We start from the raw sequence: 25411 nt of genomic DNA on the forward strand, positions 1-25411 counted from the left end.
GTGCGAGCCAGCGCTCAGCCTGACTCAGGCGCTCGAAACGGAACGAAAGGCGCAAGGCGATCCGGCAAAAAAGCGTAGCCTTGCCGTTGCGCAATAAGAACAAATAACAAGGAGTAACCTCATGAAACGTCGTGACATTCTCACCGCCGCTGGCGTAGGCCTGGCGGCCACCGCACTGGCCGGCTGCAACGACAAGAGTGAAAAGCCGGCCGCAGGCGAAAGCACGCAGGCCAGCGAACAGCAGACATTCAACTGGAAGATGGTCACCTCCTGGCCGAAGAACTTCCCGGGCGTAGGCGTCGGCGCGGAGAACTTCGCCAAGCTGGTCAACGAGATGAGCAACGGTCGACTGACCGTCAAGGTGTACGCCGCCGGTGAGCTGGTTCCCGCTCTGGAAGTTTTCGATGCGGTGTCGCGCGGCACGGCCGAGATGGGCCATGGCGCTCCCTATTACTGGAAAGGCAAGGTGCCGGCGGCGCAGTTCTTCTGTGCGCTGCCGTTTGGCCCGAACGCGCAGGAAATGAACGCCTGGCTGCATCGCGGCGGCGGCATGGAACTGTGGGAAGAAGTCTACAAGCCGTTCGGCGTGCTGCCGATGGCTTGCGGCGCCACCGGCGTACAGACTGCCGGCTGGTTCAACAAGGAAATCAACTCGGTCGACGACTTCAAGGGCCTGAAGATGCGCACCCCGGGCCTGGGTGGCGAAGTGCTGACCAAGATGGGCGGTACCGTGGTCAACATGCCAGCCGGCGAGATCTTCACCGCTCTGCAGACCGGTGCCATCGACGCCACCGAGTGGATCGGCCCGTACAACGACCTGGCGCTGGGCCTGCACAAGGCATCCAAGTACTACTACACCCCGGGTTGGCAGGAGCCGAACGTCACCTTCGAGCTGGACGTCAACCTGAAGGCCTGGGAAACCCTGCCGGATGACCTCAAGGCCATCGTCCGGGCCGCTGCCCGTGCGGTTAACGGCGACATGCTCGACGACTACAACGCCAAGAACATGGAAGCCATGGAGCAGCTGCGCGAGCAGGGCGTGGAAGTCCGCCGCCTGCCGGACGACGTGCTGGCTCGCCTGAAGGAAGTTGCCGCCGAGGTGGTCGATGCCTCCGCTAACGCCGACCCGGTGGCGGCCAAGGTGTGGGAACAGCAGAGTGCCTATCTCAAGCGGTTGTACGAGTACGCCGAGCTGAACGAGAAGGACATCTACAACATCCGCGGCTGATAGATACCCCGGATGCGAAAACGCCACACCGGCAACGGTGTGGCGTTTTTTTTCGCCCGAGCTTCGCGCGCGGAGGAGCGATCAGCCTTCCAGCGTTGCGTTCAGGCTGATGCGTGCGTTGAGCACCTTGGACACCGGGCAACCTTCCTTGGCCTGGTTGGCGATCTGCTGGAACTGAGCGTCGTTCGCACCCGGAATGCGTGCCTTGAGGGTCAGGTCGATGGCGGTGATGCTGAAGCCTTCACCGTCCTTGTCCAGCGTCACCTCGGCGTGGGTCTCGATGCGTTCGGCGGTGAGGCCGGCCTGGCCGAGCATCATCGACAAGGCCATTGAGAAGCAGCCGGCGTGGGCCGCGCCGATCAGCTCCTCCGGATTGGTCCCGGGCGTGTCCTCGAAGCGGGTATTGAAGCCGTAGGGGTTGTCCTTCAGCGCGCCACTCTGGGTGCTGATGGTGCCCTTGCCGTCTTTCAGGCCGCCTTGCCAGACGGCCGAAGCGCTCTTCTTCATGAACTGTCCTCCGGATATGGGTTGCGGGTTTGGCACGCCGCTCAGTGCGGCTGTTCGGCCGCCAGGATGGCAGTTGCCAGCTCCATGTCGCTGGCTTGCAGGTCGGGCTGCTCGCGACGCATCTGCTGCAGTGCGGCCTCCAGGTACGGGCCGCGGATCTCGCCATTGCTGGCGACGAAGCTGCCGGCATCCTCGCGCGCCGGAACGACGAGCTTGTTGTCCTTGAAGGTCAGGTAGGTGGACGCGGTGGTCGCGCCGGAGGAAAGGATGTCGCGCACCAGGCCATCGGCCATGGCCGTGCCCAGGGGTGCCAGGGCGAGGGTAAGCACCGCGAGTCGAATCTTGCGCATGAGCGGAAACCTCTGTGCTGTCGTCCCTCCTGAGAGTGCGCGACGCCGATCGGAGTTCCGGTTGCGCTCAGTCGCGACCGTCGATCAGGCGGCGGATGCGAGCGGCGAGGATGTCGATGCTGAACGGCTTGGTGAGGATGTCCATGCCGGGTCCGAGGAAGTCGTTGCGCATCTCATCGTCCGGCACGTAGCCAGTGATGAACAGGACCTTCAGATCGGGGCGGCCCTGGCGCGCGCGTTCCACCAGTTGTCGGCCGTTGAGGCCCGGCAGGCCGAAGTCGCTGACCAGCAGGTCGAGACGCTGGTCGCCGTCCAGGTAAGGCAGTGCACTGGCCGAGTCGAACGCCTCCAGCACCTGATAGCCCAGCTCCTGCAGCACTTCGACCACCAGCATGCGCACCGCGGCCTCGTCCTCGACGACCAGTACCGTTTCGCCGTGCTGCGCACTGGGCGTCTCGGCAGGCTGTTCCGGCTGGTGCTGGGGGTTCCGTGCGGCCTGATTGCGCGGCAGGTAAAGCGTGACCCGGGTGCCCTGGCCCAGCGTACTGTCGATGCTGACATGGCCCCCGGTCTGCTTGGCGAAGCCGTAGACCATCGACAGCCCCAGCCCCGTGCCCTGGCCGATCGGCTTGGTGGTGAAGAACGGGTCGAACGCCTTGGCAATGGTCTTGGCAGACATGCCGGCGCCGTTGTCGGTGACGCTCAGCACGACGTAGTCGCCCGGTTCGGGGGCATCTGGCTGGCGTTGTTGGATATGCAGGTTCTGCGTGTGCACGCCGAGCCGACCGCCGTTGGGCATGGCGTCGCGCGCATTGATCACCAGGTTGAGCAGGGCGTTTTCCAGCTGATGGCCGTCGGTGTAGGCCTGCCAGGCGTCGGCCTGCAGCTCGACCTCCAGCTGGATGTGCTCGCCCATCGTACGGCGCAGCATATCCTCCATCGACACCACCAGCAGGTTCACGTCGACGGGCTTGGGATCCAGCGACTGGCGCCTGGCGAAGGCGAGCAGGCGATGGGTCAGCGCCGCGGCACGGTTGGCGGAGGTGGTGGCGGCATCGATATAGCGGTCCAGATCGCTGGTGCTGCCGTTGGCGACGCGGCGCTGAATCAGGTCCAGGGCGCCAAGCACGCCGGTGAGCATGTTGTTGAAGTCGTGCGCCAGGCCACCGGTGAGCTGGCCGATGGCTTCCATTTTCTGTGCATGCCGCAGTGCTTCCTCGGCGCGTTCGCGCTCGGCCATCTCGATATGCAGCCGGCTGTTGATCGCCGCCAGTTCTCGGGTGCGCTCGGCCACGCGTCGCTCCAGGCTGTCGTTGAGCTCGCGTAGCGCCTCCTCGGCGGCGACCTGAGCGGTAACGTCGGTATTGGTGCCAAACCAGTGGGTAACCTGGCCGAAGTCGTCGCGAATAGGCAGGGCGCGCGAGAGAAACCAGCGATACTTGCCATCCTTGCCGCGCAGCGGAAAGGTTTCCTCCCAGATCGAGCCGATGGCGAAGGCACGCTTCATCGAGGCGCTGACCCGCTCGTGATGGTCCGGGTGATTAACCGCACGCCAGCCCAGGGCGCGCATGGCTTCCTGGGTGGTGCCGGTATAGTCGTACCAGCGTTTGTTGTACCAGTAGATGCGGCCGTTCGGGTCGGCCATCCAGGCGAACTGGCTCATGTTGTCAGCCAGGGTGCGGAACTGCTCCTCGCTCTCGCGCAGGGCGCGCTCGGCGCGCATGCGTTCGTCGGCGGACCAGGCGCGGTCGGCGACCTCGCGAATGAACGAGATGTCGTCGTCCAGCCAGGCCCGCGGTTGGTCTTCGAGCAGCATCATCACTGCAGCCAGACGGCCCTGCTCGAACAGTGGCACGCAGACGATGCTGCGGATCAGGCTTTCGGCGAAATTTTCCGCGTGACTGGCGGTGCGGGCGTCGTGCAGCACATCCTCGATCACCACCAGCTCGTTTTCCTGCAGGTCGTAGAAGAAGTCGCCGTAATCGGCGAAATAAACCGTCTCGCTGCTGCTGTCGGAGCTGCCGTCGCTCCAGTAGCGCTCGATGGTGGCGCTCTGGCTGGAGAGCTCGACGCTGGCGAACAGCACGCGGGATATGCCGATGGTCCTGCCGATCACGCTGACCGCCGCATGCGCGATGGTCTGGCTGTCGTGCTGTTCGCGCAGCAAGTCGCCCAGTTCGATCAGCGCCGTCTGCCGCTGTTCGGCCTGTTGGCGGTCGCGGATCTGCTGCTCGAGCATCTCGTTCATGCGCTGCATGCGCTCGGCGGCGCTGCGCTCGGCAGTGATGTTGCGAGCGGTGCCGAGAATGCGCACTTCGCCGTCGCCATCGACCAGCCGGCGTCCGCGGTTGGCCAGCCAGATGAAGCTGTTGATACGGGTGTCGAACATCCGGTAGTCGAGCTGGAACTCGCCGTCGCCCTCACCCTTGAGCGTATCGCTCAGTGCCTTGAACAGCTTGCCCCGATCATCCGGATGCACGCGGGCGAGAATCTCCTGCACGTCCAGTCCCGGTTCATCGGGGGACAGTCCGGCCATCGCCTTGAGCTGCGCATCCCAGTGCAGCGAGTGCTGGCTGTCGCGGTATTCCCAGACGCCGGTCGATGCGATCTCGTTGGCCAGGCTGATGCGCTGTTCGGCTTCGCGCAGCGCCTTGTTCGCACAGGCGCGCTCGGCGGCGCGACGAATGCGCTCGAGCACCTCACGAGTGAGCGCGATATCGTCCGCGCTCCAGTGGTTCGGCTGGCTGCGAATGAACAGCAGCACTGCCTGCTGGTTACCGGGCTCGGCTCCTGGCAATTCGGTCAGCAGCAGGGCGTCGGCGGCCAGGCTGCGACGCAAGGGCTCGCTCGGCGCGTGGTCCGGGTCGAACACAACGATGCTGTCGCGAGCCAGCCGCTCGCTCAGTTCGGTGGCAGCTGCAGCCAGGTCATGCTGGCTGGTGCTGCTCGTTGCGCCAGGGGCCGGCCATTGCGCCTGCACGGAGAGCCGTGCGTTCTCCAGCCAGCCCCAGGCGATGCAGTCGCAACGCATGAGTTTCGCCAGGCGTTCGTCAAGCACGCAGCAGACGTCGACACGCTCGCTGCTGGCCTGCAGGCAGTCGCTCAGCTCCAGCAGGAACGCCTGCAAGGCCTGGTGCTGGGTGCGTTCGCTGATGTCGCTGAAGGTGCAGATGGCGCCCTGCAGCTCGCCGTCGCGGTAGATCGGTGCGACGCGGTATTCCACCGGCAGGCTGCTGCCATCGACACGGAAGAACAGCTCGTGTTCGACATGCCGCGGCTCGCCGGTCGTGGCGGTGTGCTGGATGGGGCAGTCCTGCACCGGGTAGGGGGTACCGTCCGGGTGGCTGTGATGAATCAGCTGGTGCAGCTGCCTGCCGAGCACTTCTTCGCGGCTGGTGAAGCCGAGCAGGTTGAGGAAGGCATCATTGCACAGCGTGACCGCGCCGCTGCGATCGATGGAGTAGAAGCCTTCGTTGGCCGAGTCCAGCAGCAGCCGGGTGAAGGCTTCGCTTTCCAGGCGCTGCATCTCCAGCCGCCGCCGGGCATCGACATCCTGGGCGACGCAAACCCAGTGCACCAGTTTGCCGCCGGCGTCGTAGACCGGCGCTGCGCTCGCCTGGAACCAGCGCTGACTGCCGTCGCCATCGCGCAGCGGCAGCTCAAGCTTGAACGGCAGCTCCCGACGCAGCGCGGCCCGCCATTGCTCGGCGACACGCTGGCGATCGGGTTCGGTGACCGCCTGCAGCCAGCCGTCACCGTGCGATTGCTCGATTGCGAGGCCGGTAAAGTCGGTCCAGTAGCTGTTGCAGAAGCTCAGGCTGCCCTCTGCATCGCACTGCCAGATCACCTGCGGACTGAGGTCGACGAGGGTGCGATAGCGTTCTTCGGTTTCGCGGGCCGCAGCCTGTCGCATCCGCGATTCGGTCAGGTCGCGCAGGATCTTGACGAAACCCAGCGGCTGTCCATCCTCCAGCAACGGCGTGAGGATGCCGCTGGCCCAGAACTGTGCGCCATCCTTGCGCTGGTACCAGCGCTCGTCGAGCGCACGGCCCTGCTCCAGAGCGATGCGCATTTCCTGCTCGGGGGCATTGGCGGCGCGATCCTGCTCGGTAAACATGAGTTCGACATGACGGCCGCAAACCTCGTCCTCCGACCAGCCGAGCAGCTGTTGCGCGCCGCTGTTCCAGCTGGTGACGAGGCCGCGCAGGTCGGTGGCGGCGATGGCGTAATTCTGCGCGCTGTCGATGATCTGCCGGCTACGCGCCTGTTCGTTGCTTATGCGCCGCAGTTCCAGCAACGCCATGGCCTGGCGTGCCAATGCCTCTAGCTGGGCCCGCTGGCGTGCGCTGAGCTCGCGTGGTTGGCGGTCATAGATAGACAGCGTGCCCAGCGGCAGTTCGTCCGCGTCACGCAGTACGGCGGCGGCGCAGAAGTCGGCGTGCTGGCCGTCGACGAGGCGGGGCATTCGGACAGGGGCGCGGAGCTCGTCCGCCCGTCGAACGAATAGCGGATCTGCCTGCTCGATAGCCTGCGCCGACACCGAACAAGCGCGCTCCTGCGGCTGTTGTTCGATGGAGAACGCGGCTATGCAATGCTGCTGGTGCTGATCGATCAGGTGGATCGCTGCCGCCGGGCAGGCGAACAGCTCTGCGGCCAGCGCTGCCAGCTCATCAAGTTCCGTGTTGGGCGTGCCGTCGAATACGCGATAGCGGGCCAAGGCGGTCAACCGCTCGGCTTCATTCCAGGTCGCGGCGGGGGCACTGTGGTCGGCGTTCAAAATGTCCTGCTCGGCTATCCATTGCACTGAGTAATTCAGGCGAATCCCATGGTGAAACACTCGGCATCGATTCGGTTGCCGAGCGGTCAGCAAAAGACTACGCCGAGCCTGCTTGGTTCAGGCTGCAACGGACAAAGTCCCCGACGAATGGAGTGCATTTCCCGACGTGATCGGGCTGCGGCCGATCAACGGTTGCTGGCGGCGTTCAGCGCGGCGAGCAGTGCGGCGTCGCGGTGATAGATATCCGGTCGATAGCGGGGGCGACCGTCGACATCGGTGTCGGCCGTCCAATAGGCCATCAGGATCGGCGTCGGGCGGGCCAGACGGTATTCGTAAGTCTTGCCCGATTGCAGCAGAGTGGCGACTTCGGGGCGCTCGTGGTCTTCCAGCAACAGATCGACCAGTTGCAAGGCCGACTCGACGCGCACGCAGCCGGAGCTGAAGGCGCGAGCGGCGCGGTCGAACAATGGCTGGCTTGGCGTGTCGTGCAAGTAGACCGAGTAGGGATTGTCGAAACGGATTGCCACCTGCCCGAGCGGGTTGGCCGGCCCGGCATCCTGGCGCAGCAGAATGCCGCGCGGGTTGTTCCAGTCGACGTGCTGCGGGTCCAGGCTGTTGCCCTTGGCGTCTAGCACACGCATCTGGTTGCGTGCCAGGTACCCCGGGTCCTGACGGATCAGGGGCAATTTATCCTGCTTGAGGATGGTCGGTGGAACCGTCCAGGTGGGGTTGAGCGTCAGGCGCGTGATCTGCGATTTCAGCGGCGGCGTCTGCCGCGCCTGCCGGCCGACCTGGGTACGCGTCTGCCAGAACGGGCAACTGGCGCGAAAGTAAATCAGCCGGGCCCCGGCGATATCCACCAGCAGCGACTGCGCTTCCAGATCGCGGCTGACCCAGCGCAGGCGCTCCAGGTTGATGCGCAGCTGATCCAGACGGCTGGCCGGACTGACGTTCAGTTCGGTCAGGGTCGCGGAACCGACCACGCCGTCGTCTTCCAGGCCGTGCTGGGTCTGGAACCGCTTGACCGCCTGCACCAGCTCGCCGTCGTAGTGCCGGTCCAGGGCCGACTCCGTGGCTGAGCCGGCCAGCAGCAGCTCGCGTAGCAGGGGTACCCGCGGGTCGGTCATTCCCGGGCGCAGGGTCGGTCCTGTCGGCACGGCTCGCCATGCCGGCAGCGGACGCTGGCGTAGATCGGCATAGGCCGCCCGCAGGTCACGATAGAGCGCCAGCTCAGGGCGGGCACGATCGAACGCCTCGGGCAGATCGGCCAGGCCCTGCACAGCGATCTGCAGCAACCGTTCGCCATCGTCGCGCTCGGGCAGCTGCGGGCTGCGCCAGAGGGGTTCGACCTCGGCCTGAAGCAGGCGACCATGCGATAGATGATGCAGCGCTTCGAGGTAGGCATGGCTGGCCAGGATGTCGGCGCATTCTCGAGCCCATGGAGCGGTGCTGCTGCGCTGTAGTTCATGGCGGACCCGTTCGGGCTGGTACTGCGCCGGATCGAGGCCGTCATCGGCCAGCATCGCAAGCTGGCGCAGCAGTTCGTCGAGCATGGGGTAGGACGTCCAGACCGGGCGCTCGCCGGTTGCCTGGTAGAACTGCCGGAGGCGTTGCAGGGCGCCGTCAGGCAGCTCCGCCGGCAGCGTCGGGCAACCGTGCGGCAGCGCTTGCAAGGCGGCGGACAAGGGTGTCTGCGCGGGAGCGGGCGGAACGGCAAAGGCCAGCCAGGGGGCCAGGCATAGCCACAGGGTCAGACGGGATGCAAATTTTTTAACCAAGGTCTCGCTCCAAGCCGTTGCGGTGGCTGCTAGACTGCGCCCCGTGGGGCCACGGCGCCGGCTTCGCTGTTCAGCCGTTCGGTCCATAAGAACATATCGTGCCGGGAAGTTGGGGCTCGTTCGTCCCGCCCGGCTTAATTGCTCCGCTGCTGCCATGCGCCGCGGGCATGAGGCACCGGCCAGACAGGAAGTCGTCAGGCCGTGGCCGATGAGGTTTGTCGTTCATGATGTCCATTCTTCGACGTGCCTGCCTGGCGGCGGGTCTTTTCGTTTTCGCTGTGCCTGTCTGGGCGGCCACCGCCACCTATCAGCCGATGGTCGACAGCCTGGCCCGGCTGGCCCCCAAGCTGGACCGGCAGGTCCTGACTCATGCGGTCGCGGCCATGCAGTGCGCCGTGAACAATGGTGCCGCTGCGGCCCAGCGCCTGGCGGTGATCGACTTCTCGCGACCGTCGAGCGAAAAGCGGCTGTGGATCTTCGACCTGGAGCAGGAGCGGTTGCTGCTCGAGGATCTGGTCGCGCATGGGCAGAAATCTGGCGACAACGATGCCACCCGCTTCTCCAACAAGGTCGGCAGCCACCAGTCCAGCATCGGCCTGTTCCGCACTGCCGAGAGCTACAGTGGCAAGCACGGCTACTCGCTGCGCATGGATGGCCTGGAACCAGGTATCAATGATCGCGCCCGTGAACGCGCTATTGTCATTCACCCGGCCGCCTACGTGAATCCGTCCTGGATCGCCACCCAGGGTCGCATCGGCCGCAGCCAGGGCTGCCCGGCGGTTCGGCCGGAGGTGGCACGGATGGTGGTCGATAGTCTCAAGGGCGGCCAGTTCATGTTTTCCTGGTACCCGGACCAGCAGTGGTTGCAGTCCTCGGCCTACCTCAACTGCAAGCCCAATCAGGTGGCGAGCATTCTCGCTGCAAGGGCGGATGGCTGAATCGTCGTTCAGCCTCAGGTGTAAGGCAGGCCCATCGGTGGTTTCGGCCGCTGATGCTGATTGGGCGCGAGCTATTCGCGGCCAGGCCGCTGCCCCAGCTGGTGCAGGGTGGACCACGCTTCACCGATCCACTGGCCGGAGTCGCGATGGATGTAAAAAGCGACATCCACCCTACGAACGCCTTGAGCCGCCGGCTATTTCTGCTCGCTCTGCGGCGTTACCCGCAGCACTTCTTCCATGGTCGTCAGCCCGGCGGCGATCTTCTGCGCGCCAGACAGACGCAGGCTGCGCATGCCGTCCTTGAAGGCCTGGCGGCGCAGGGCGACGATATCGGTGTCGGCGGTGATCAGCGGTCTGATCGCGTCGTTCAGCAGCATGATCTCGTAAACCCCAGCCCGGCCGCGGAAGCCTGTATCGCGACATTCCAGGCAACCGACCGCCCGTTGCGCGGTGGTCGGTAAAGGGGCATTCCAGGGCCGGGTCAGCGCGCTCCAGTCATCGGCATCCAGCTGCACCGGCGCCTTGCAATGCGGGCACAGCGTGCGCACCAGACGCTGGGCCATGACGCCAAGCAGTGTCGCCTTGAGCAGGTAGTGCGGCACGCCCAGTTCCAGCAGGCGGGTGATCGCGCTGGGGGCATCGTTGGTGTGCAGGGTGGAGAGCACCAGGTGGCCGGTCAGTGCGGCCTGGATCGCCATCTCCGCGGTTTCCAGGTCGCGAATCTCGCCGACCATGATGATGTCCGGGTCCTGGCGCATCAGCGCGCGTACGCCGCTGGCGAAGGTCAGGTCGATGTTGTGCTGCACCTGCATCTGGTTGAAGGCGCCCTCGATCATCTCGATCGGGTCTTCGATGGTGCAGACGTTCACTTCCGGCGTCGCCAGCTGCTTGAGCGTGGTGTAGAGCGTGGTGGTCTTGCCCGAACCGGTCGGCCCGGTGACCAGGATGATGCCGTTGGGCTGGCCCGTCATGCTCTGCCAGCGGCGCAGGTCGTCGGCGGAAAAACCCAATTGGTCGAAGCCCTTGAGCAGCACCTCGGGATCGAAGATGCGCATCACCATCTTCTCGCCGAAGGCGGTCGGCAGGGTCGACAGGCGCAGCTCCACTTCGCCGCCGTCCGGGGTCTTGGTCTTGACCCGGCCGTCCTGCGGTTTGCGCTTTTCCGCGACGTTCATCCGCCCCAGCGTCTTGAGCCGGCTGACCACCGCCATCGCTACCTGCGGCGGGAACTGATAGACGTTGTGCAACACACCGTCGATTCGGAAACGCACCGTGCCCTGCTCGCGGCGCGGCTCGATGTGGATGTCGCTGGCGCGCTGCTGGAAGGCGTACTGGAACAGCCAGTCGACGATGTTGACGATATGCGAGTCGTTGGCGTCCGGTTCCTGATCGCTGGCACCGAGGTTGAGCAGCTGCTCGAAGTTGCCGACGCCACTGATCTTCTGCTCGCTGCCACTGGCGCCGCTGACCGACTTGGCCAGGCGGTAGAACTCCACGGTGAAGCGCTGGATGTCCGCCGGGTTCGCCACCACGCGCTTGATCGGGCGCTTGAGCACGTGGGTCAGGTTGGCTTCCCAGCCGTGTACGAACGGCTGGCTGCTGGCGATGGTCACGGCGCTGGCGTCCACCGCTACGGCAAGAATGCTGTGGCGCTGGGCGAAGGCGTATGACATCAGCGGGGTGATGGCGGCTACGTCGATCTTCAGTGGGTCGATCCGCAGGTACGGCTGGCCGGCGTGCTCGGCGAGCCAGACGGTCAGCGTCTCCAGGTCGAGCTTCTTGCCCGGCCGGCGCAGATCGTCAAGCTGCTGCGCGGCGAGAAATTCCAGCGGATGCTGCTGGTTGGCCACCGCGCTACGGCGCACCGTCAGGCATTGCTCGGCGCTGTCCTGGGCGACTCGGCCCTGGGTGACCAGTTCGCGCAACAGGTCGGCTAGATCGAGAGGGCGGTCCTGAGTGGGCGAGTTCAGCACGGACATGGAGTTCCTTCGACGTGGCGGCGCAAAACAACAAGCTTGCCGTTAAACCCCCGACGCTGTCTGCTGCCGGGGTTCAACTTTGCGCAGCGTTGATGCCGTTATTTTTCCAGCAGCTTCCAGGCCTTGAGCGTCCAGACCCGATGGGCCTGCTCGACGCGTTGCTCGCGCGCTGCTTCGTCCAGCGGCTGACGGGCCATTTCGTGGAGCTTGGCCAGTTCGCCGTAGAGACGGTCGGTTTCCGGTAGCTCCAGCACGCCGCGCGCCAGGTGCAGCCAGACCAGCATTCGCTCCATGCGCGGGCTCTGCTCGGCCAGGTCTTCGGGTTGCTGCTGGTAGCGCGGCAATTGCAGGGCCTTGGCTTCTTCGGCCAGCAGGTGTGGCAGCCATTTGCCCAGCTCGGCCGCGCCCTGGCGATCCCCACGGGCGTTGCGGCCTTCGGTCCAGCGGCGTTGCAGCAGCCACAGCGAGGCTTTCAGCGACAGCAGGCCCCAGCGGGTCCGGCCCAGCTCGTCGGTGAACTGCGCCGGCGCGGCCTTGCGCCCCCCTTCATCGTCCTGACCGGCTTCGACCCGTGGGCGCCAGTCCTGGATCAGTGTGTCGAGCAGTTCGCGCAGTTCTCGGCTGCTGGCACGCGGGGCGGCCTGGCCGAGGCTGCCGAGCAGGGCACGCAGTTCGACGAGCTGCTGCAGCCATTCGCCCAGCAGTTTCCAGCGGCCATTGAAGCGGTACTGCTCGGCCAGTCGCTGGCTATTGCCGAGCAGCTGCCAGCCAAGCGCGACGACGGCATCGTCCAGCGGCATGCTCGCCGCCAGTTCGGGTGCCGGCAGCTGCAGGCTGTAGCCATCGGCGTCGTACAGGCGGTAGCCGCGTTCGGCCTTGCTGATGTCGCAGGGCATCAGCGGCAGGTCGGCGGCCAGTTCGGCGGCCAGTTCCAGCAGCGCTTCGGGCTCGCCCTGGCGCAGTTCCAGTTCCAGCTCGCAGATTTCCTCGGACTGCTTGCCGGCCTTGACCTGTCCCAAATCCAGCGCGGCCTCGATGACGACCCTGGTCTTGCCGCGGCCCCAGGCGATCTCGGCCTTCTCGCGAACGAAGTCGGTGGTGAAGATCGGCTTGAGGGTCTTCTTGTCGAGTTCGGCGAGGCTGGCCGGCCAGCAGTCGTCGCCGAGCTTCTTCACGTCGAGCTTGGCCTTGTCCAGGTACCAGTCCCACTCGTTGCGTTCGGACAGACCGGCGACGCTCTGGCCGCGGCTTTTCAGGGTCTGGATGAATTGCTCGCCGTCGCGGCGCAGGCGCAACGCGACCCGGGCCTGAGCGAGTGCGCGGTCCGGGGTGTCGTAATACTGGTTGAACAGTTCATGGCGCGACCAGCCACTCTTGTTGCGCTTTTTCAGCAGCGGATGTTCGCGCAGGGCGAGCAGGGTTTCGCGGCTGGCGCGTAGCTTGATTTCGGTTTCTTTCTGCATGGTGCCGACTGGGTGCCTATGATGTGTTGATGTTGCAGTCTGATGACGCACGGTAGCAGGCGTGATGGCCTGTCCGTATACTTGCCGCCTCTTTCAAGCCGGGGCCATACCCTATGCCAGTCAATCCTTTCGTCAGCTTGTTCGGACGTTCGCCAATCGGCCCGATGCAGCAGCATATGGCCAAGTCGCACGAATGTGCAGCGAACCTGGTGCCGCTGTTCCAGGCGGTGATGGCCGAAGACTGGGAGAAGGTCGAGCAGATCCAGCAGCAGATGTCGCAGCTGGAAAACGAGGCCGACAAACTGAAGAAGAGCGTACGCCAGCACCTGCCCAAGAGCCTGTTCCTGCCGGTGCCGCGCTCCGACCTGCTGGACCTGCTGAGTGTACAGGACAAGATCGCCAACCGCGCCAAGGACATCGCCGGTCTGATGCTGGGCCGCTGCATGACCATCCCGCAGGCGCTGCAGCCGCAGATGCTGGCCTACGTGCAACGCAGCGTCGACGCCAGCGCCCAGGCGCTGAAGGCGCTGAAGGAACTGGATTCGCTGCTGGAAACCGGCTTCAGCGGCCGTGAAGCCACACTCGTCGAAAAAATGGTCGAGGAGCTCGAGGAGATCGAGCGCGAAACCGACCGCATGCAGATCACGGTACGCCGTGCACTGTTTCATCTGGAAAAGGACCTGCCAGCAGTCGACGTGATCTTCCTCTACAAGATCATCGAATGGATCGGTGATGTAGCCGACCGCGCCGAGCGCGTCGGCAACCGTCTGGAACAATTGCTGGCGCGCTAAGGCGCCAGCGTCCTTTCTGGGTTCAACAGGTAGTTTTCCTTATGTCTCTTATTGCGGATTACGGCTTCGTACTCCTGATTCTCGCCTGCGCATTCGGTTTCTTCATGGCCTGGGGCGTCGGCGCCAACGATGTCGCCAACGCCATGGGCACTTCGGTCGGTTCCCGTGCGCTGACCATCAAGCAGGCGATCATCGTGGCGATGATCTTCGAGTTCTGCGGCGCCTACCTGGCCGGTGGCGAGGTTACCGAGACGATCAAAAACGGCATCGTCGATGCCGAGGTCATCCCGCCCGATCTGATGGTGCTGGGCATGATGTCGGCGCTGCTGGCGGCCGGTACCTGGCTGATGATCGCGACGATGAAGGGCTGGCCGGTCTCCACCACGCATTCGATCATCGGCGCGGTCATCGGCTTCGCGGCCGTCGGCGTATCCACCGATGCGGTGCACTGGGAGGCCATCGGGCCGATCGTCGCCAGCTGGGTGGTCACGCCAATGCTTTCAGGGATCGTGGCCTTCGGTCTGTTCATGAGCGTGCAGAAACTGATCATCAACACCGATCATCCCTTCGAGAACGCCAAACGGTTCGTCCCGCTGTACATGTTCCTGACCGGCTTCATGGTCGCCTTGATGACGGTGACCAAAGGCCTCAAACATGTTGGCCTGCACCTGAGCAGCCAGCAGGGTGTGGTCATCGCCTTCGGCATCGGCCTGCTGGTAGCGCTGCTCGGCGTGGCGCTGCTCAGCCGCATCAAGCTGGACGTGGAGGCGGACAAGACCTTCCACTTCGCCAGCGTGGAGAAGGTCTTCGCCGTATTGATGATCTTTACCGCCTGTTCGATGGCCTTCGCCCACGGCGCCAACGACGTGGCCAACGCCGTCGGTCCGCTGGCCGCCATCGTCGGTGTGATCGAGTCCGGTGGTGCTGCCGACGTCGCCGCCAAGTCCGCGGTGCCGGGCTGGGTGCTGCTGCTGGGTGCGCTCGGTATCGTCATCGGTCTGGCCACCTACGGTTACAAGGTGATCGCCACCATTGGCAAGGAAATCACCGAGCTGACCCCGAGCCGCGGCTTCGCCGCCGAACTGGCCACCGCGACCACCGTGGTCGGTGCCTCGGCCATCGGCCTGCCGGTTTCCACCACCCATACGCTGGTGGGTGCCGTGCTTGGCATCGGTATCGCCCGCGGTATCGGTGCGCTGAACCTGGGCGTGGTCGGTTCGATCTTCATGTCCTGGCTGATCACTCTACCGGCCGGTGCCTTCCTCGCGATCGTCTTTTTCACCGTGCTCAAGTTCATCTTCACCTGAGTCGAGCCGACGCGATCGACGCCCCGCCTCGGCGGGGCGTTTTCGTTTGCGGGTCCCGCCGTCGCGCGTTTCGTGCTTCACTGCACCTTCGTTCCGATCGCATCACGGGAGGTCACCGGTGCCCATTCCTTCGCTCAAGGAGCAGTTCGCCGCGCTCATTGCCGCGCCCTCCGTCAGTTGCACGCAGCCTGGCTGGGATCAGAGCAACCGTCCGGTGATCGAGCTGCTGGCCGCCTGGCTCGGCGAGCTGGGCTTCGCCTGCGAGACGCCGGAGGTCGCGCCCGGCAAATTCAATCTGCTGGCCAGCTACGGCAGCGGTCCCGGTGGCCTGGTGCTGGCCGGACACAGCGACACCGTGCCGTTCGATGGTGAACTGTGGACGGCCGATCCGCTGCGCCTTCGCGAGGCTGATGACCGCTGGTACGGGCTCGGCAGTTGCGACATGAAGGGCTTCTTCGCGCTGATCATCGAGGCGGTGCAGCCTTTGCTGGAGCAGCCGTTCCGTCGTCCGCTGCTGATCCTCGCCACCTGCGACGAAGAAAGCTCGATGTCCGGTGCCCGCGCCCTGGCCGCAGCCGGCCGGCCGCTCGGGCGCGCGGCGCTGATCGGCGAGCCCACGGGGCTGCGGCCGGTGCGTCTGCACAAGGGCATCATGATGGAGCGCATCGACATCCTCGGGCAGAGCGGGCATTCCTCCAACCCCGCCTACGGCCACAGCGCGCTGGAAGCCATGCACGGCGTGATCGGCGAGATGATGACGCTGCGTCGGCAGTGGCAGGCCGAGTACGACAATCCGCTGTTCGACGTGCCCAAGCCGACCCTCAACTTCGGCTGTATCCACGGCGGCGACAACCCCAACCGCATCTGCGGGCAATGCGCGCTGGAATTCGACCTGCGCCCGCTGCCGGGCATGGACCCGCAGCAGCTGCGCGGGATCATTCGCCAGCGCCTGCAGCCGCTGGCCGAGCAGCACCAGGTGAAGATCGACCTGGCGCCGCTGTTTCCGGCGGTGCCGCCCTTCGAACAGCCGGCCGAAAGCGAGCTGGTGCGCCTGGCCGAGCGCCTCACCGGGCACCGCGCCGAGGCGGTGGCGTTTGCCACCGAAGCGCCTTATCTTCAGCAGCTCGGCTGCGAGACCCTGGTGCTCGGCCCCGGTGACATCGCCTGCGCGCACCAGCCCGACGAGTACCTGCAGCTCGAGCGCATCGAACCGACCGTGCAGCTGCTGCGTCGGATGATCGAGCACTACTGCCTGCAGCCGCAGGCCTGATCCACCCCGCCCCAACCGAAAGGACCGCCACGAAGGCTCATTCATGCACGACTACGTCACCTGGCTCCGCGATTCCTCGCCCTACATCAACTCGCACCGTGACCGCACCTTCGTCGTCATGCTGCCGGGCGACGGCGTGGAGCATGCCAACTTCGCCAATATCGTCCACGACCTGGTGCTGCTGCACAGCCTTGGCGTGCGTCTGGTGCTGGTGTTCGGTTCGCGCCCGCAGATCGAGGCGCGGCTGGCGGCGCGCGGTATCACGCCGCGCTTCCACCGCGACCTGCGCATCACCGACGGTCCGACCATGGAATGCGTGATCGATGCCGTCGGCCAGCTGCGCATCGCCCTGGAGGCGCGGCTGTCCATGGACAAGGCCGCTTCGCCCATGCAGGGTGCACGCCTGCGGGTGGCCAGCGGCAACTTCGTCACCGCAAGGCCGATCGGCGTGCTCGACGGCGTCGACCTGCACCACACCGGCGAGGTGCGGCGCATCGATCGCAAGGGCATCGGCCGGCTGCTGGACGAGCGCACCATCGTGCTGCTCTCGCCGCTGGGCTACTCCCCCACCGGAGAGATCTTCAACCTGGCCTGCGAGGACGTCGCCACCCGCGCTGCCATCGATCTGCAGGCCGACAAACTGGTGCTCTACGGCGCCGAGACCGGCCTGCTGGACGAAAGCGGCAAGCTGGTGCGTGAGCTGCGTCCGCAGCAGATTCCGGCCTATGTCGAGCGCCTCGGCAGCCAGTACCAGGCCGAGCTGCTGGATGCAGCGGCGCAGGCCTGTCGCGGCGGCGTGCGGCGCAGCCACGTGGTCAGCTATGTCGACGACGGTGCGCTGCTCAACGAACTGTTCACCCGCGACGGTGCGGGCACGCTGGTGACCCAGGAGCAGTTCGAGCAGCTGCGCGAGGCGACCATCGAGGATGTCGGCGGGCTGATCGACCTGATCACGCCGCTGGAGGAGCAGGGCATTCTGGTGCGGCGCTCACGCGAGGTGCTGGAACGCGAGGTCGAGCAGTTCAGCATCGTCGAGCGCGACGGGTTGATCATCGCCTGCGCGGCGCTCTATCCGATCGCCGACTCGGATGCCGGCGAGCTGGCCTGCCTGGCGGTCAATCCCGAATACCGTCATGGCGGGCGCGGCGACGAGTTGCTCGAACGCATCGAGGAACGTGCCCGGGCGCTGGGGCTGAAGAAGCTGATCGTGCTCACCACGCGTACCGCGCACTGGTTCCAGGAGCGCGGCTTCGAGCCCATCAGCGTCGATCGTCTGCCGGCCGCACGGGCTTCGCTGTACAACTTCCAGCGGAATTCGAAGATTTTCGAAAAGCCGCTCTGAAGCCTGCTGGCGGGCGCAGCACCCGCCAGGTTGCTTAGAGGCTTAGGCTGCGCTGGTAATCGGCGACGAAGCTGTCGAAGTCCAGCGTGTCGGCGACTTCCATCGCCGCCTGGCGCTCCAGCGACTGCCGCGCCGCCGTTTCGAACTGCTGCAGTTCATCGGCGCTTGGCACATGGCTGCGGAAGTAGTCGGCATGGGCAAGCGTCTGGCGCATGGCGAACTGGCTGAAACTCTCGCCGTTCGTGCGCAACTGCTCGAGCACGCGCGCCGAGGGCGTCAGGCTGCTGTCGGCGACCTTGGCGCGCTGTTCGGCCAGTGCTTCGGCATGCCGGCTGTCGCCATGGCTGCGGTCGAGCAGGGCGGCGACTTCGGCGATCTCGTCGAGCAGCTGCCCGGCCCATTCGCCGAGCGGCACGGCCTCGCCGCAGCGCTGCAGCTGCAACCCGGGGCGTCGACCCTCCTTGACCACCTTGAGGAAGTTGTCGGTGGCCGCGCCGCACTCGCCATCGGCCAGGCAAGGGCTGTCGGCCAGCGCGCAGAACAGCAGGAAGGCGTCGAGGAAGCGTGATTCGGCGAGGTCGATGCCCAGCGGCAGGAACGGGTTGATGTCCAGGCAGCGCACTTCGATGTACTGAATACCGCGGGCGCGCAGGGCCTGCAGCGGGCGTTCGCCGGTGGCGGTGACGCGCTTGGGGCGGATGTTCGAGTAGTACTCGTTCTCGATCTGCAGCACGTTGGTGTTGAGCTGCTGCCAGTTGCCGGCGGCGTCCTTGATGCCCATCGCCTCGTAGGGGGCATACGGCGTGGAGACTGCGCGGAACAGACTCTCGGTATAACTCGACAGGTCGTCGTAGCAGGGCGTGAGGCCGGCCTGGGCGTTGTTCTGATAGCCCAGATCGCTCATGCGCAGGCTGGTGGCGTAAGGCAGGTACAGGGTGTCGGCGTCGAGCGCTTCGAGCTGATGCGGGCGCCCGCGCAGGAAGCCGGCGTCCAGCGCCGGCGAGGCACCGAACAGATACATCAGCAGCCAGCTGTAACGGCGGAAATTGCGGATCAGCCCGATGTAGCGCGCGGAGCGGTAGTCCTGGACCGAGCGGGTATCGCCATCATCGGCCTGCAGCACTGGCCACAGCGCCTCGGGCAGCGAGAAGTTGTAGTGGATGCCGGCGATGCACTGCATGGTCTTGCCGTAGCGCAGCGCCAGGCCCTGGCGATAGACATGCTTGAGCCGCCCGATGTTAGAACTGCCGTATTCGGCGATGGGGATGTCCGCTTCGCTCGGCAGCGGACAGGGCATCGACGGGCTCCACAGGTATTCATCACCGAGCTTGGCGTAGGTGAAGCGATGGATCGCCTCGAGCTCGGCCAGGGTATTGCGAGGGTCCTGGTCGGTGCCGGTGATGAACTCCAGCAGCGCCTCGGAATAATCGGTGGTGATCTGCGGGTGGGTCAGCGCCGAGCCCAGCGCAATGGGGTGCGGCGTCATGGCCAGATGGCCGTGGGCATCGACGCGCAGGCATTCGCGCTCGATTCCGTGCAGGCATTGGTTGAGCAGCGGCAGGTGGGGAGCCTCGGCCAGCAATGCCAGGCGGTGGGTGAGAAGAGCGCTCAACTTGTGGATTCCTTCACGCGACAGTCGCCCCAATATGGGGATGGAAACGCCGCTTCACAAGAGGCAGCGTTGCTTCGACCACAGGCCAGGCGTGCCGACTCCGCGAGCGGCTGGTGGCACAGGCCGTTAGAGGCAGGCGAAGGTCGCCTGGGCCTTGGCGATCAGCTTGTCGCCCTGATGGACCTCGGCTTCCAGCACCTGGGTGCGCCGGCCACCGTGTACTACCCAGGCGCGACAACGCAGCTCGCCATCGGTCACCGGGCGGATGTAGTTGACCTTGCATTCGAGCGTGACGCTGTTCGGCGAGCCATCGCCCAGGCTGTGGCTGGCCTGGCCCATGGCGGTGTCGATCAGCGAAAACAGCGCGCCGCCGTGCAGCTTGCCGTGCAGATTGCGCAGGCCGTCGTGCATGGACAGGCTGAGCACGGCCTCGCCATTTCCGACCTGGTGAATCTCCAGGCCGAGCAGGCGGCCGAAGGCGCTGGAGTTACCCACCGCCTCGACTTGAATGCTCATGCCTACTTCCTCAGCTGCTTGGCGTTGGCGAACAGCGCGGCCATGGCGGCATTGGCTGGTGCCGGCTTGTCTTCCCTGGCATGACGCTCGCTGCGCGGCGCGTTGCCGCGTGGCTTGCCGCCGCGCGGGCCGTCGGTCTTCTCGCCGGGCGTGTCGCTCATGCGCATGGACAGGCCGACACGGTTGCGCGGGATGTCCACTTCCATGACCTTGACCTTTACGATGTCGCCGGCCTTGACCACCTCGTACGGGTCCTTGACGAACTTCTCCGACAGCGCGCTGATGTGCACCAGACCGTCCTGGTGCACGCCGATGTCGACGAAGGCACCGAAGTTGGTGACGTTGGTCACCACGCCTTCGAGCACCATGCCCGGCTCCAGATCGCTGAGCTTCTCCACGCCGTCCTGGAATTCAGCGGTCTTGAACTCGGGGCGCGGGTCGCGACCCGGCTTGTCCAGTTCACTGAGGATGTCGGTGACGGTCGGCAGGCCGAAGGTCTCGTCGGTGAACTGCTTGGGGTCCAGGCGCTTGAGAAACGCCGAGTCGCCGATCAGCGAGCGGATATCGCGACCGGTGTCGGCGGCGATGCGCTTGACCAGCGGATAGGTTTCCGGGTGCACCGCCGAGGCGTCCAGCGGGTTGTCGCCGTTCATCACGCGGAGAAAGCCGGCGGCCTGTTCGAAGGTCTTCTCGCCCAGCCGCGGGACCTTTTTCAGCTCGCTGCGGGACTTGAACGCACCGTTGGCATCGCGGAACTGCACGATGTTCTGCGCCAGCGTCGCGTTGAGGCCGGAGATGCGTGCCAGCAGCGCGGCGGAAGCGGTGTTGACGTCGACGCCGACGGCGTTCACGCAGTCCTCGACCACGGCATCCAGCGAACGCGCCAGCTTGAGCTGGGACACGTCGTGCTGGTACTGGCCGACGCCGATGGACTTCGGGTCGATCTTCACCAGCTCGGCCAGCGGGTCCTGCAGGCGGCGGGCGATGGAGACGGCACCGCGCAGGGAGACGTCCAGATCCGGGAATTCGCGGGCGGCGAGCTCCGAGGCCGAATACACCGAGGCGCCGGCTTCGCTGACCATGATCTTGGTGAGCTTGAGACCCGGTACCTTCTTGATCAGCTCGCCCGCCAGCTTGTCGGTCTCGCGGCTGGCGGTGCCGTTGCCGATGGCGATCAGGTCGACGGCATGCTTGGCGCACAGCTTGGCGAGGATTGCCAGGGTGCCGTCCCAGTCGTTGCGCGGGGCGTGCGGGTAGACGGTGGCGGTTTCCAGCAGCTTGCCGGTGGCGTCGACCACTGCGACCTTGCAGCCGGTGCGCAGGCCCGGGTCCAGCGCCAGGGTCGCGCGCGGGCCGGCCGGCGCAGCCAGCAGCAGGTCATGCAGGTTACGGGCGAACACCGAGATCGCCTCGTCTTCGGCCTTGTCGCGCAGCTCGCCGAGCAGGTCGGTTTCCAGGCTGGTGTAGAGCTTGACCTTCCAGGTCCAGCGCACCACTTCGGCCAGCCACTTGTCGGCGGCGCGGCCCTGGTTGGCGATGCCGAAGCGCTCGCCGATCATGCCTTCGCCCGGGTGCATGCTGCCCGGGGTCTCGTCGCCGACCTTGAGGCTGACGCTGAGGATGCCCTCGTTGCGTCCGCGGAAGATCGCCAGTGCCCGGTGCGAGGGCGTGTTCTTCAGCACCTCGTCATGTTCGAAGTAGTCGCTGAACTTGGCACCTTCGGTTTCCTTGCCTGGTACGACGCGAGCACTGAGGGTGGCGTTGTGCTTGAGGAAGTCCCGCAGCTTGGCCAGCAGGTCGGCGTCCTCGGCGAAGCGCTCCATGAGGATGTACTTGGCGCCTTCGAGCACGGCCTTCACATCGGCGAAGCCCTTCTCAGCGTCGATAAAAGGGGTGGCTTCGCTTTCAGGATTCAACTCGGGATTGCCGAACAACGCATCGGCCAGCTCGCCGAGACCGGCTTCCAGGGCGATCTGGCCCTTGGTGCGGCGCTTCTGCTTGTAGGGCAGGTAGAGGTCTTCGAGGCGGGTCTTGGTGTCGGCGAGGTCGATCTCGCGCTTGAGCTCGGGGGTCAGCTTGCCCTGTTCCTCGATGCTGGCGAGGATCGAGACGCGCCGCTCGTCCAGCTCGCGCAGGTAGCGCAGGCGCTCTTCCAGGTTACGCAGCTGGGTATCGTCGAGGCTGCCGGTGACTTCCTTGCGATAGCGGGCGATGAAGGGAACGGTGGAGCCTTCGTCGAGCAGCGCCACGGCGGCGGCGACCTGTTGCGGGCGTACGCCCAGCTCGTTGGCGATACGGGAATTGATGCTGTCCATGTGGTGTCCTGCGGGCGGAATGACGGCCGGCCGGCCAGAAAAGCGGGCAAGTATAACTGCCGAGGGCCTGATTCGGTCGCTCAAGAGAGGTATCCTTCGGACTCGCCCCGCCAGCTGTCGCGTGAGTGGGTGTGGCGCTTGTGTTTTACCGGTCCTGCCGCCACCATCCAGCTTTACAGTGGCACTGAGCCATCAGTGGCGGCCGAACACCATTCCGCCCGCCGTCAAGAGTTGTAGTCATGTTTGGCCAGATGCGGCTTGCCCCCTTTCGCTACGTCATCGCTCTGCTCGGCGCGCTGGGCCTGGCTCAACTCGTCTGGGCCGTGGCGGACGACTGGGATTTCCAGCGCATTCTGGATCTGGCTGAGAAACGCTATGGCTCGCTGGGCGAAGGACGAGAGCGCGTGCTGGCGTGGCAGCAACTGTTGGGCGAGCAGGGATCGGCAGCCGAGCACGACAAACTGCGTGCGGTGAACAACTTCTTCAATCACCAGCTGCGCTTTGAAGATGACGTCAGGCTCTGGCGACAGACCGATTATTGGGCCACCCCGGTCGAAGCCTTGCGCGTCGGGGGTGGCGACTGTGAAGACTTTGCAATCGCCAAGTACGTGACCCTGCGCCGTCTCGGTGTTTCGGCCGACAAGCTGCGTATCACCTACGTCAAGGCCGTCCGGCTCAATCAGGCGCATATGGTCCTGACTTATTACGAGCAGCCGGGTGCGGTGCCCTTGGTTCTGGACAATCTGGTCGGCGGCATTCTGCCGGCGACGCAGCGCAACGATCTGGTTCCCGTTTATGCGTTCAACGGCGAAGGGCTGTGGCTGCCAGGGCGAAGTGGCGACAAGCAGGTCAGTGACAGCAAGAAGCTGTCGCGCTGGCAGGATTTGCTGAAAAAGATGCAAGCGGAAGGTTTTCCGGCCGGGTCCGGATCGTAGGAGTTTCACATGTCTCTGTTCAAACAGCTGTTGCTGGCGATCTGCCTGTTTCTGCTCGCCGCGTTCACCGGCAGCTTCGTGGTCAGCCTGGAAAGTTCGCGTGATCAGTACGCCAACCAGCTGCGTTCACACGCGCAGGATGCGGCCACGGCGCTGGGTTTGTCGCTGACCGCCAATATCGACGACCCGGCCATGGTCGAGCTGGTGGTCAGCTCGCTGTTCGATAGTGGTTATTACCAGTCGATCCGTGTGATCGAGCTGGAAACCGGCCAGCCGATGCTCGAGCGGCAGGCCGAGCCGGACGCCGGCAGTGCGCCGCAATGGTTCGTCAGCCTGATCGATCTGCAGCCAGAGGGCGGTGAGGCGATCGTCAGCCGGGGCTGGCAGCAGGCCGCCCGGGTAGAGGTGGTCAGCCATCCGATGTTCGCCGTTTCGCGCCTGTGGCAGAGCACCCTCGGCATGTTTGGCTGGCTGGTGCTCTGCGGCGTGGTCAGCGCATTGCTAGGTGCGGCGCTATTACGGCGTCAGCTGCGCCCGCTCGACGATATGGTCGAGCAGTCCCAGGCCATTACACGGCGTGAGTTCCTCAGCGTGCCGCAGCTGCCGGAAACCCCGGAGCTGCGGCGCGTGGTGCTGGCCATGAACCTCATGGTGGAGAAGCTCAAGGCGCTGTTCGATGAAGAGGCGCGGCGCAGCGAGCGCCTGCGTGACGAGGCCTATCATGACGGCCTGACCGGCTTGAGCAATCGCCGGCATTTCGACATGCAGCTGCAGGCTCGACTGAGCGGAGAGGACCTGGCCGGTAGCGGCTATATGTTCCTGCTGCGTATCAATGACCTCACCGGACTCAATCAGCGTCTCGGCGGTGCACGCACGGATGAGCTGCTGCGCGCGGTGGCAGAGCAGCTGCGCCAGGTCACTGGCGATCGCTTCCTGATCGGGCGCACGCGCGGTGGCGAGTTTGCATTGCTCGCGGTAGGGCTTGATCGGCTCGAAGCGGTACGCCTGGCCGAACAGATCGAGCATGCATTGGCGTCACTGCAGCAAACCGGACTCGCCGATGTGCTGCCGGTGGCCCATATCGGCCTGACGGCGTTCTCGCAAGAGCATAGTGTCCCGGCGCTCTATGCCGCTCTCGATGAGGCACTGGCGCAGGCTGCGAGCCAGTCGCGCCAGGCCTGGGCCTGCTATGAACCTGGCGTTCAGGTGCCGGTCGCCGAACAGCACCAGGACTGGTACCGGTTGCTCGATGGTGCTCTGGAGAACGGCTTGCTCCAGTTGTACTTCCAGCCTGTGATGAGCGCCCTCGAACCGCAGCGACTCATCCACAGCAAGGTACTGGCCCGGCTGGTGGACCAGCAGGGCGATGTGGTTCCGGCGGCACGCTTCCTCCCCTGGCTGGAGCGCTTCGGTTGGACGGCACGCCTCGATCTGGCGATGCTGCGTCAGACGTTGGAGACGCTCGAAGTTCACCACTCGCCGTTGGCGATCAGCCTCTGTGGCAGCACGCTGGCAGATCCGGTCTCGCGCGAGGACGTGTTCGAGTTGCTGGCGCGCCATGGCGACGTGGCCGGTCTGCTGACAATCGAACTGGACGAAGCCCAGTTACCGGACCAGGCAAGCCTCGAACAGCTGGCCCGCCGCCTGCGCCAGCTGGGATTCGGATTGGGCATTCAGCACTTCGGTGGGCGTTTCAGCATGATCGGCAACCTGGCCCGCCTGGGGCTGGGCTATCTGAAAGTCGATGGCAGCTACCTGCGCGGCGTCGATACCGAAGAGGACAAGCATCTGTTCATCCAGGCCATGCAGCGTGCCGCGCACAGCATCGATCTGCCGTTGATCGCCGAACAGGTGGAGACAGAAGGGGCGTGGATGACTCTCCGAGCGCTGGGCTTCGAAGGTGGCCAGGGCCGGCTGCTGGGCAATCCGGCGCCGTTGCAGGACAGCACCAGCCGATCAGATCACGCCGGTGTCGTCATCGTCGACCAGTAAGCGAGTCGAGCCGAGCGCATTGCGCGCCCGGCTCCGCCCTGCCAGCTTGGCCTGAGCCGAATCCGGAAGGTCGGTGATCCGCAGCACGCCCTTGTCGATCAGGGCGTGGATCAAGTCCTCCAGTACCCGCACCATCTCCAGATCGCTCTGGCGCAAGTGGGCAAGGCTGTCCTGAGCGGCAAGCCAGGCGCGCACTTCGCTGTCGTCGTCCGGCAGTTCGCCGGTCATGTCGTCGAAGGGCGACGGCTCGACCCGCAGCAGCCGTCCGCTGGAATCACGCGTGATATAGAACACTCGGCATCCTCGTATGG

The 25411-nt window shown here is 65.3% G+C and carries 18 protein-coding genes; 8 read left to right on the plus strand and 10 right to left on the minus strand.

Annotation, left to right across the window (positions count from 1 at the left end; all coding sequences use genetic code 11):
- Positions 1–121: 121 nt before the first annotated feature.
- Positions 122–1228, plus strand: coding sequence for a TRAP transporter substrate-binding protein (locus OUY36_RS01715; RefSeq protein WP_102839393.1), 1107 nt, complete (start codon positions 122–124; stop codon positions 1226–1228).
- 81 nt (positions 1229–1309) lie between these two features.
- On the opposite strand, the gene OUY36_RS01720 is transcribed toward OUY36_RS01715, so the two are convergent.
- From OUY36_RS01720 to OUY36_RS01735, 4 genes are all read right to left on the minus strand, one after another.
- On the minus strand, positions 1310–1735 hold the full coding sequence (locus OUY36_RS01720; protein ID WP_063541536.1) for an OsmC family protein: 426 nt from the start codon (positions 1733–1735) through the stop codon (positions 1310–1312).
- Between the two features lie 41 nt (positions 1736–1776).
- On the minus strand, positions 1777–2085 hold the full coding sequence (locus tag OUY36_RS01725) for a DUF2388 domain-containing protein (protein ID WP_267936447.1): 309 nt from the start codon (positions 2083–2085) through the stop codon (positions 1777–1779).
- 67 nt (positions 2086–2152) lie between these two features.
- Positions 2153–6862, minus strand: coding sequence for a PAS domain S-box protein (locus OUY36_RS01730; RefSeq protein ID WP_267936450.1), 4710 nt, complete (start codon positions 6860–6862; stop codon positions 2153–2155).
- A gap of 185 nt (positions 6863–7047) precedes the next feature.
- Positions 7048–8640, minus strand: a complete 1593-nt coding sequence (locus OUY36_RS01735; RefSeq protein ID WP_267936452.1) for a L,D-transpeptidase family protein — start codon at positions 8638–8640, stop codon at positions 7048–7050.
- Positions 8641–8864: 224 nt separating this feature from the next.
- Here OUY36_RS01735 and OUY36_RS01740 point away from each other — a divergent pair, with 224 nt between their 5' ends.
- On the plus strand, positions 8865–9578 hold the full coding sequence (locus tag OUY36_RS01740) for a murein L,D-transpeptidase catalytic domain family protein (RefSeq protein ID WP_267936455.1): 714 nt from the start codon (positions 8865–8867) through the stop codon (positions 9576–9578).
- Between the two features lie 194 nt (positions 9579–9772).
- Here the strand turns inward: OUY36_RS01740 and OUY36_RS01745 are convergent, their stop codons facing one another.
- Positions 9773–11557 carry a GspE/PulE family protein gene (locus OUY36_RS01745; RefSeq protein ID WP_267936458.1) on the minus strand — a complete coding sequence of 595 codons (1785 nt, stop codon included), beginning with the start codon at positions 11555–11557 and terminating at the stop codon, positions 9773–9775.
- A gap of 98 nt (positions 11558–11655) precedes the next feature.
- The gene (locus OUY36_RS01750) at positions 11656–13020 is read right to left on the minus strand and encodes a CYTH domain-containing protein (RefSeq protein WP_267936461.1); all 1365 of its coding nucleotides are present in this window, start codon (positions 13018–13020) and stop codon (positions 11656–11658) included.
- 113 nt (positions 13021–13133) lie between these two features.
- Between OUY36_RS01750 and OUY36_RS01755 the strand changes: the two genes are divergently transcribed.
- From OUY36_RS01755 to argA, 4 genes are all read left to right on the plus strand, one after another.
- The gene (locus tag OUY36_RS01755; RefSeq protein ID WP_003296843.1) at positions 13134–13811 is read left to right on the plus strand and encodes a TIGR00153 family protein; all 678 of its coding nucleotides are present in this window, start codon (positions 13134–13136) and stop codon (positions 13809–13811) included.
- A 41-nt stretch (positions 13812–13852) separates the two neighbouring features.
- Entirely contained in the window at positions 13853–15118 is a 1266-nt protein-coding gene (locus OUY36_RS01760) for an inorganic phosphate transporter (protein ID WP_102839399.1), read from the plus strand.
- Positions 15119–15236: 118 nt separating this feature from the next.
- Positions 15237–16388, plus strand: a complete 1152-nt coding sequence (gene argE, locus OUY36_RS01765; protein ID WP_267936465.1) for an acetylornithine deacetylase — start codon at positions 15237–15239, stop codon at positions 16386–16388.
- A 43-nt stretch (positions 16389–16431) separates the two neighbouring features.
- Positions 16432–17730 (plus strand): amino-acid N-acetyltransferase, encoded by a 1299-nt coding sequence (gene argA, locus OUY36_RS01770; RefSeq protein WP_013981432.1) that lies wholly within the window; start codon positions 16432–16434, stop codon positions 17728–17730.
- 34 nt (positions 17731–17764) lie between these two features.
- On the opposite strand, the gene gshA is transcribed toward argA, so the two are convergent.
- The 3 genes from gshA to OUY36_RS01785 form a co-directional block, all read right to left on the minus strand.
- Positions 17765–19342: a glutamate--cysteine ligase gene (gene gshA, locus OUY36_RS01775; protein WP_267936468.1), complete on the minus strand. Its 1578-nt coding sequence runs from the start codon at positions 19340–19342 to the stop codon at positions 17765–17767.
- Between the two features lie 126 nt (positions 19343–19468).
- Entirely contained in the window at positions 19469–19858 is a 390-nt protein-coding gene (locus OUY36_RS01780; RefSeq protein WP_020306864.1) for a PaaI family thioesterase, read from the minus strand.
- 2 nt (positions 19859–19860) lie between these two features.
- Positions 19861–22173, minus strand: coding sequence for a Tex family protein (locus OUY36_RS01785; RefSeq protein WP_267936471.1), 2313 nt, complete (start codon positions 22171–22173; stop codon positions 19861–19863).
- A 239-nt stretch (positions 22174–22412) separates the two neighbouring features.
- Here OUY36_RS01785 and lapG point away from each other — a divergent pair, with 239 nt between their 5' ends.
- Together lapG and OUY36_RS01795 are read left to right on the plus strand one after the other, a co-directional pair.
- The gene (lapG, locus tag OUY36_RS01790; RefSeq protein ID WP_267936473.1) at positions 22413–23108 is read left to right on the plus strand and encodes a cysteine protease LapG; all 696 of its coding nucleotides are present in this window, start codon (positions 22413–22415) and stop codon (positions 23106–23108) included.
- 9 nt (positions 23109–23117) lie between these two features.
- The gene (locus tag OUY36_RS01795; RefSeq protein WP_267936476.1) at positions 23118–25100 is read left to right on the plus strand and encodes an EAL domain-containing protein; all 1983 of its coding nucleotides are present in this window, start codon (positions 23118–23120) and stop codon (positions 25098–25100) included.
- Here OUY36_RS01795 and OUY36_RS01800 read toward each other — a convergent pair.
- The gene (locus OUY36_RS01800; RefSeq protein WP_208217267.1) at positions 25065–25394 is read right to left on the minus strand and encodes a tryptophan synthase subunit beta; all 330 of its coding nucleotides are present in this window, start codon (positions 25392–25394) and stop codon (positions 25065–25067) included. The genes OUY36_RS01795 and OUY36_RS01800 overlap by 36 nt on opposite strands.
- Positions 25395–25411: the final 17 nt, after the last annotated feature.

Origin of the sequence: Stutzerimonas sp. R40042 (genome assembly GCF_026642215.1) — a bacterium.
In the GTDB taxonomy this organism is placed as follows: Bacteria; Pseudomonadota; Gammaproteobacteria; order Pseudomonadales; family Pseudomonadaceae; genus Stutzerimonas; species Stutzerimonas frequens.

Coding starts and splice junctions, on each gene's coding strand:
- argA (WP_013981432.1), top strand. CDS start 16,432: ATGCACGACTACGTCACCTGGCTCCGCGATTCCTCGCCCTACATCAAC.
- OUY36_RS01725 (WP_267936447.1), bottom strand. CDS start 2,085: ATGCGCAAGATTCGACTCGCGGTGCTTACCCTCGCCCTGGCACCCCTG.
- OUY36_RS01720 (WP_063541536.1), bottom strand. CDS start 1,735: ATGAAGAAGAGCGCTTCGGCCGTCTGGCAAGGCGGCCTGAAAGACGGC.
- OUY36_RS01785 (WP_267936471.1), bottom strand. CDS start 22,173: ATGGACAGCATCAATTCCCGTATCGCCAACGAGCTGGGCGTACGCCCG.
- OUY36_RS01745 (WP_267936458.1), bottom strand. CDS start 11,557: ATGTCCGTGCTGAACTCGCCCACTCAGGACCGCCCTCTCGATCTAGCC.
- OUY36_RS01780 (WP_020306864.1), bottom strand. CDS start 19,858: ATGAGCATTCAAGTCGAGGCGGTGGGTAACTCCAGCGCCTTCGGCCGC.
- OUY36_RS01755 (WP_003296843.1), top strand. CDS start 13,134: ATGCCAGTCAATCCTTTCGTCAGCTTGTTCGGACGTTCGCCAATCGGC.
- OUY36_RS01795 (WP_267936476.1), top strand. CDS start 23,118: ATGTCTCTGTTCAAACAGCTGTTGCTGGCGATCTGCCTGTTTCTGCTC.
- lapG (WP_267936473.1), top strand. CDS start 22,413: ATGTTTGGCCAGATGCGGCTTGCCCCCTTTCGCTACGTCATCGCTCTG.
- OUY36_RS01750 (WP_267936461.1), bottom strand. CDS start 13,020: ATGCAGAAAGAAACCGAAATCAAGCTACGCGCCAGCCGCGAAACCCTG.
- OUY36_RS01740 (WP_267936455.1), top strand. CDS start 8,865: ATGATGTCCATTCTTCGACGTGCCTGCCTGGCGGCGGGTCTTTTCGTT.
- OUY36_RS01760 (WP_102839399.1), top strand. CDS start 13,853: ATGTCTCTTATTGCGGATTACGGCTTCGTACTCCTGATTCTCGCCTGC.
- OUY36_RS01715 (WP_102839393.1), top strand. CDS start 122: ATGAAACGTCGTGACATTCTCACCGCCGCTGGCGTAGGCCTGGCGGCC.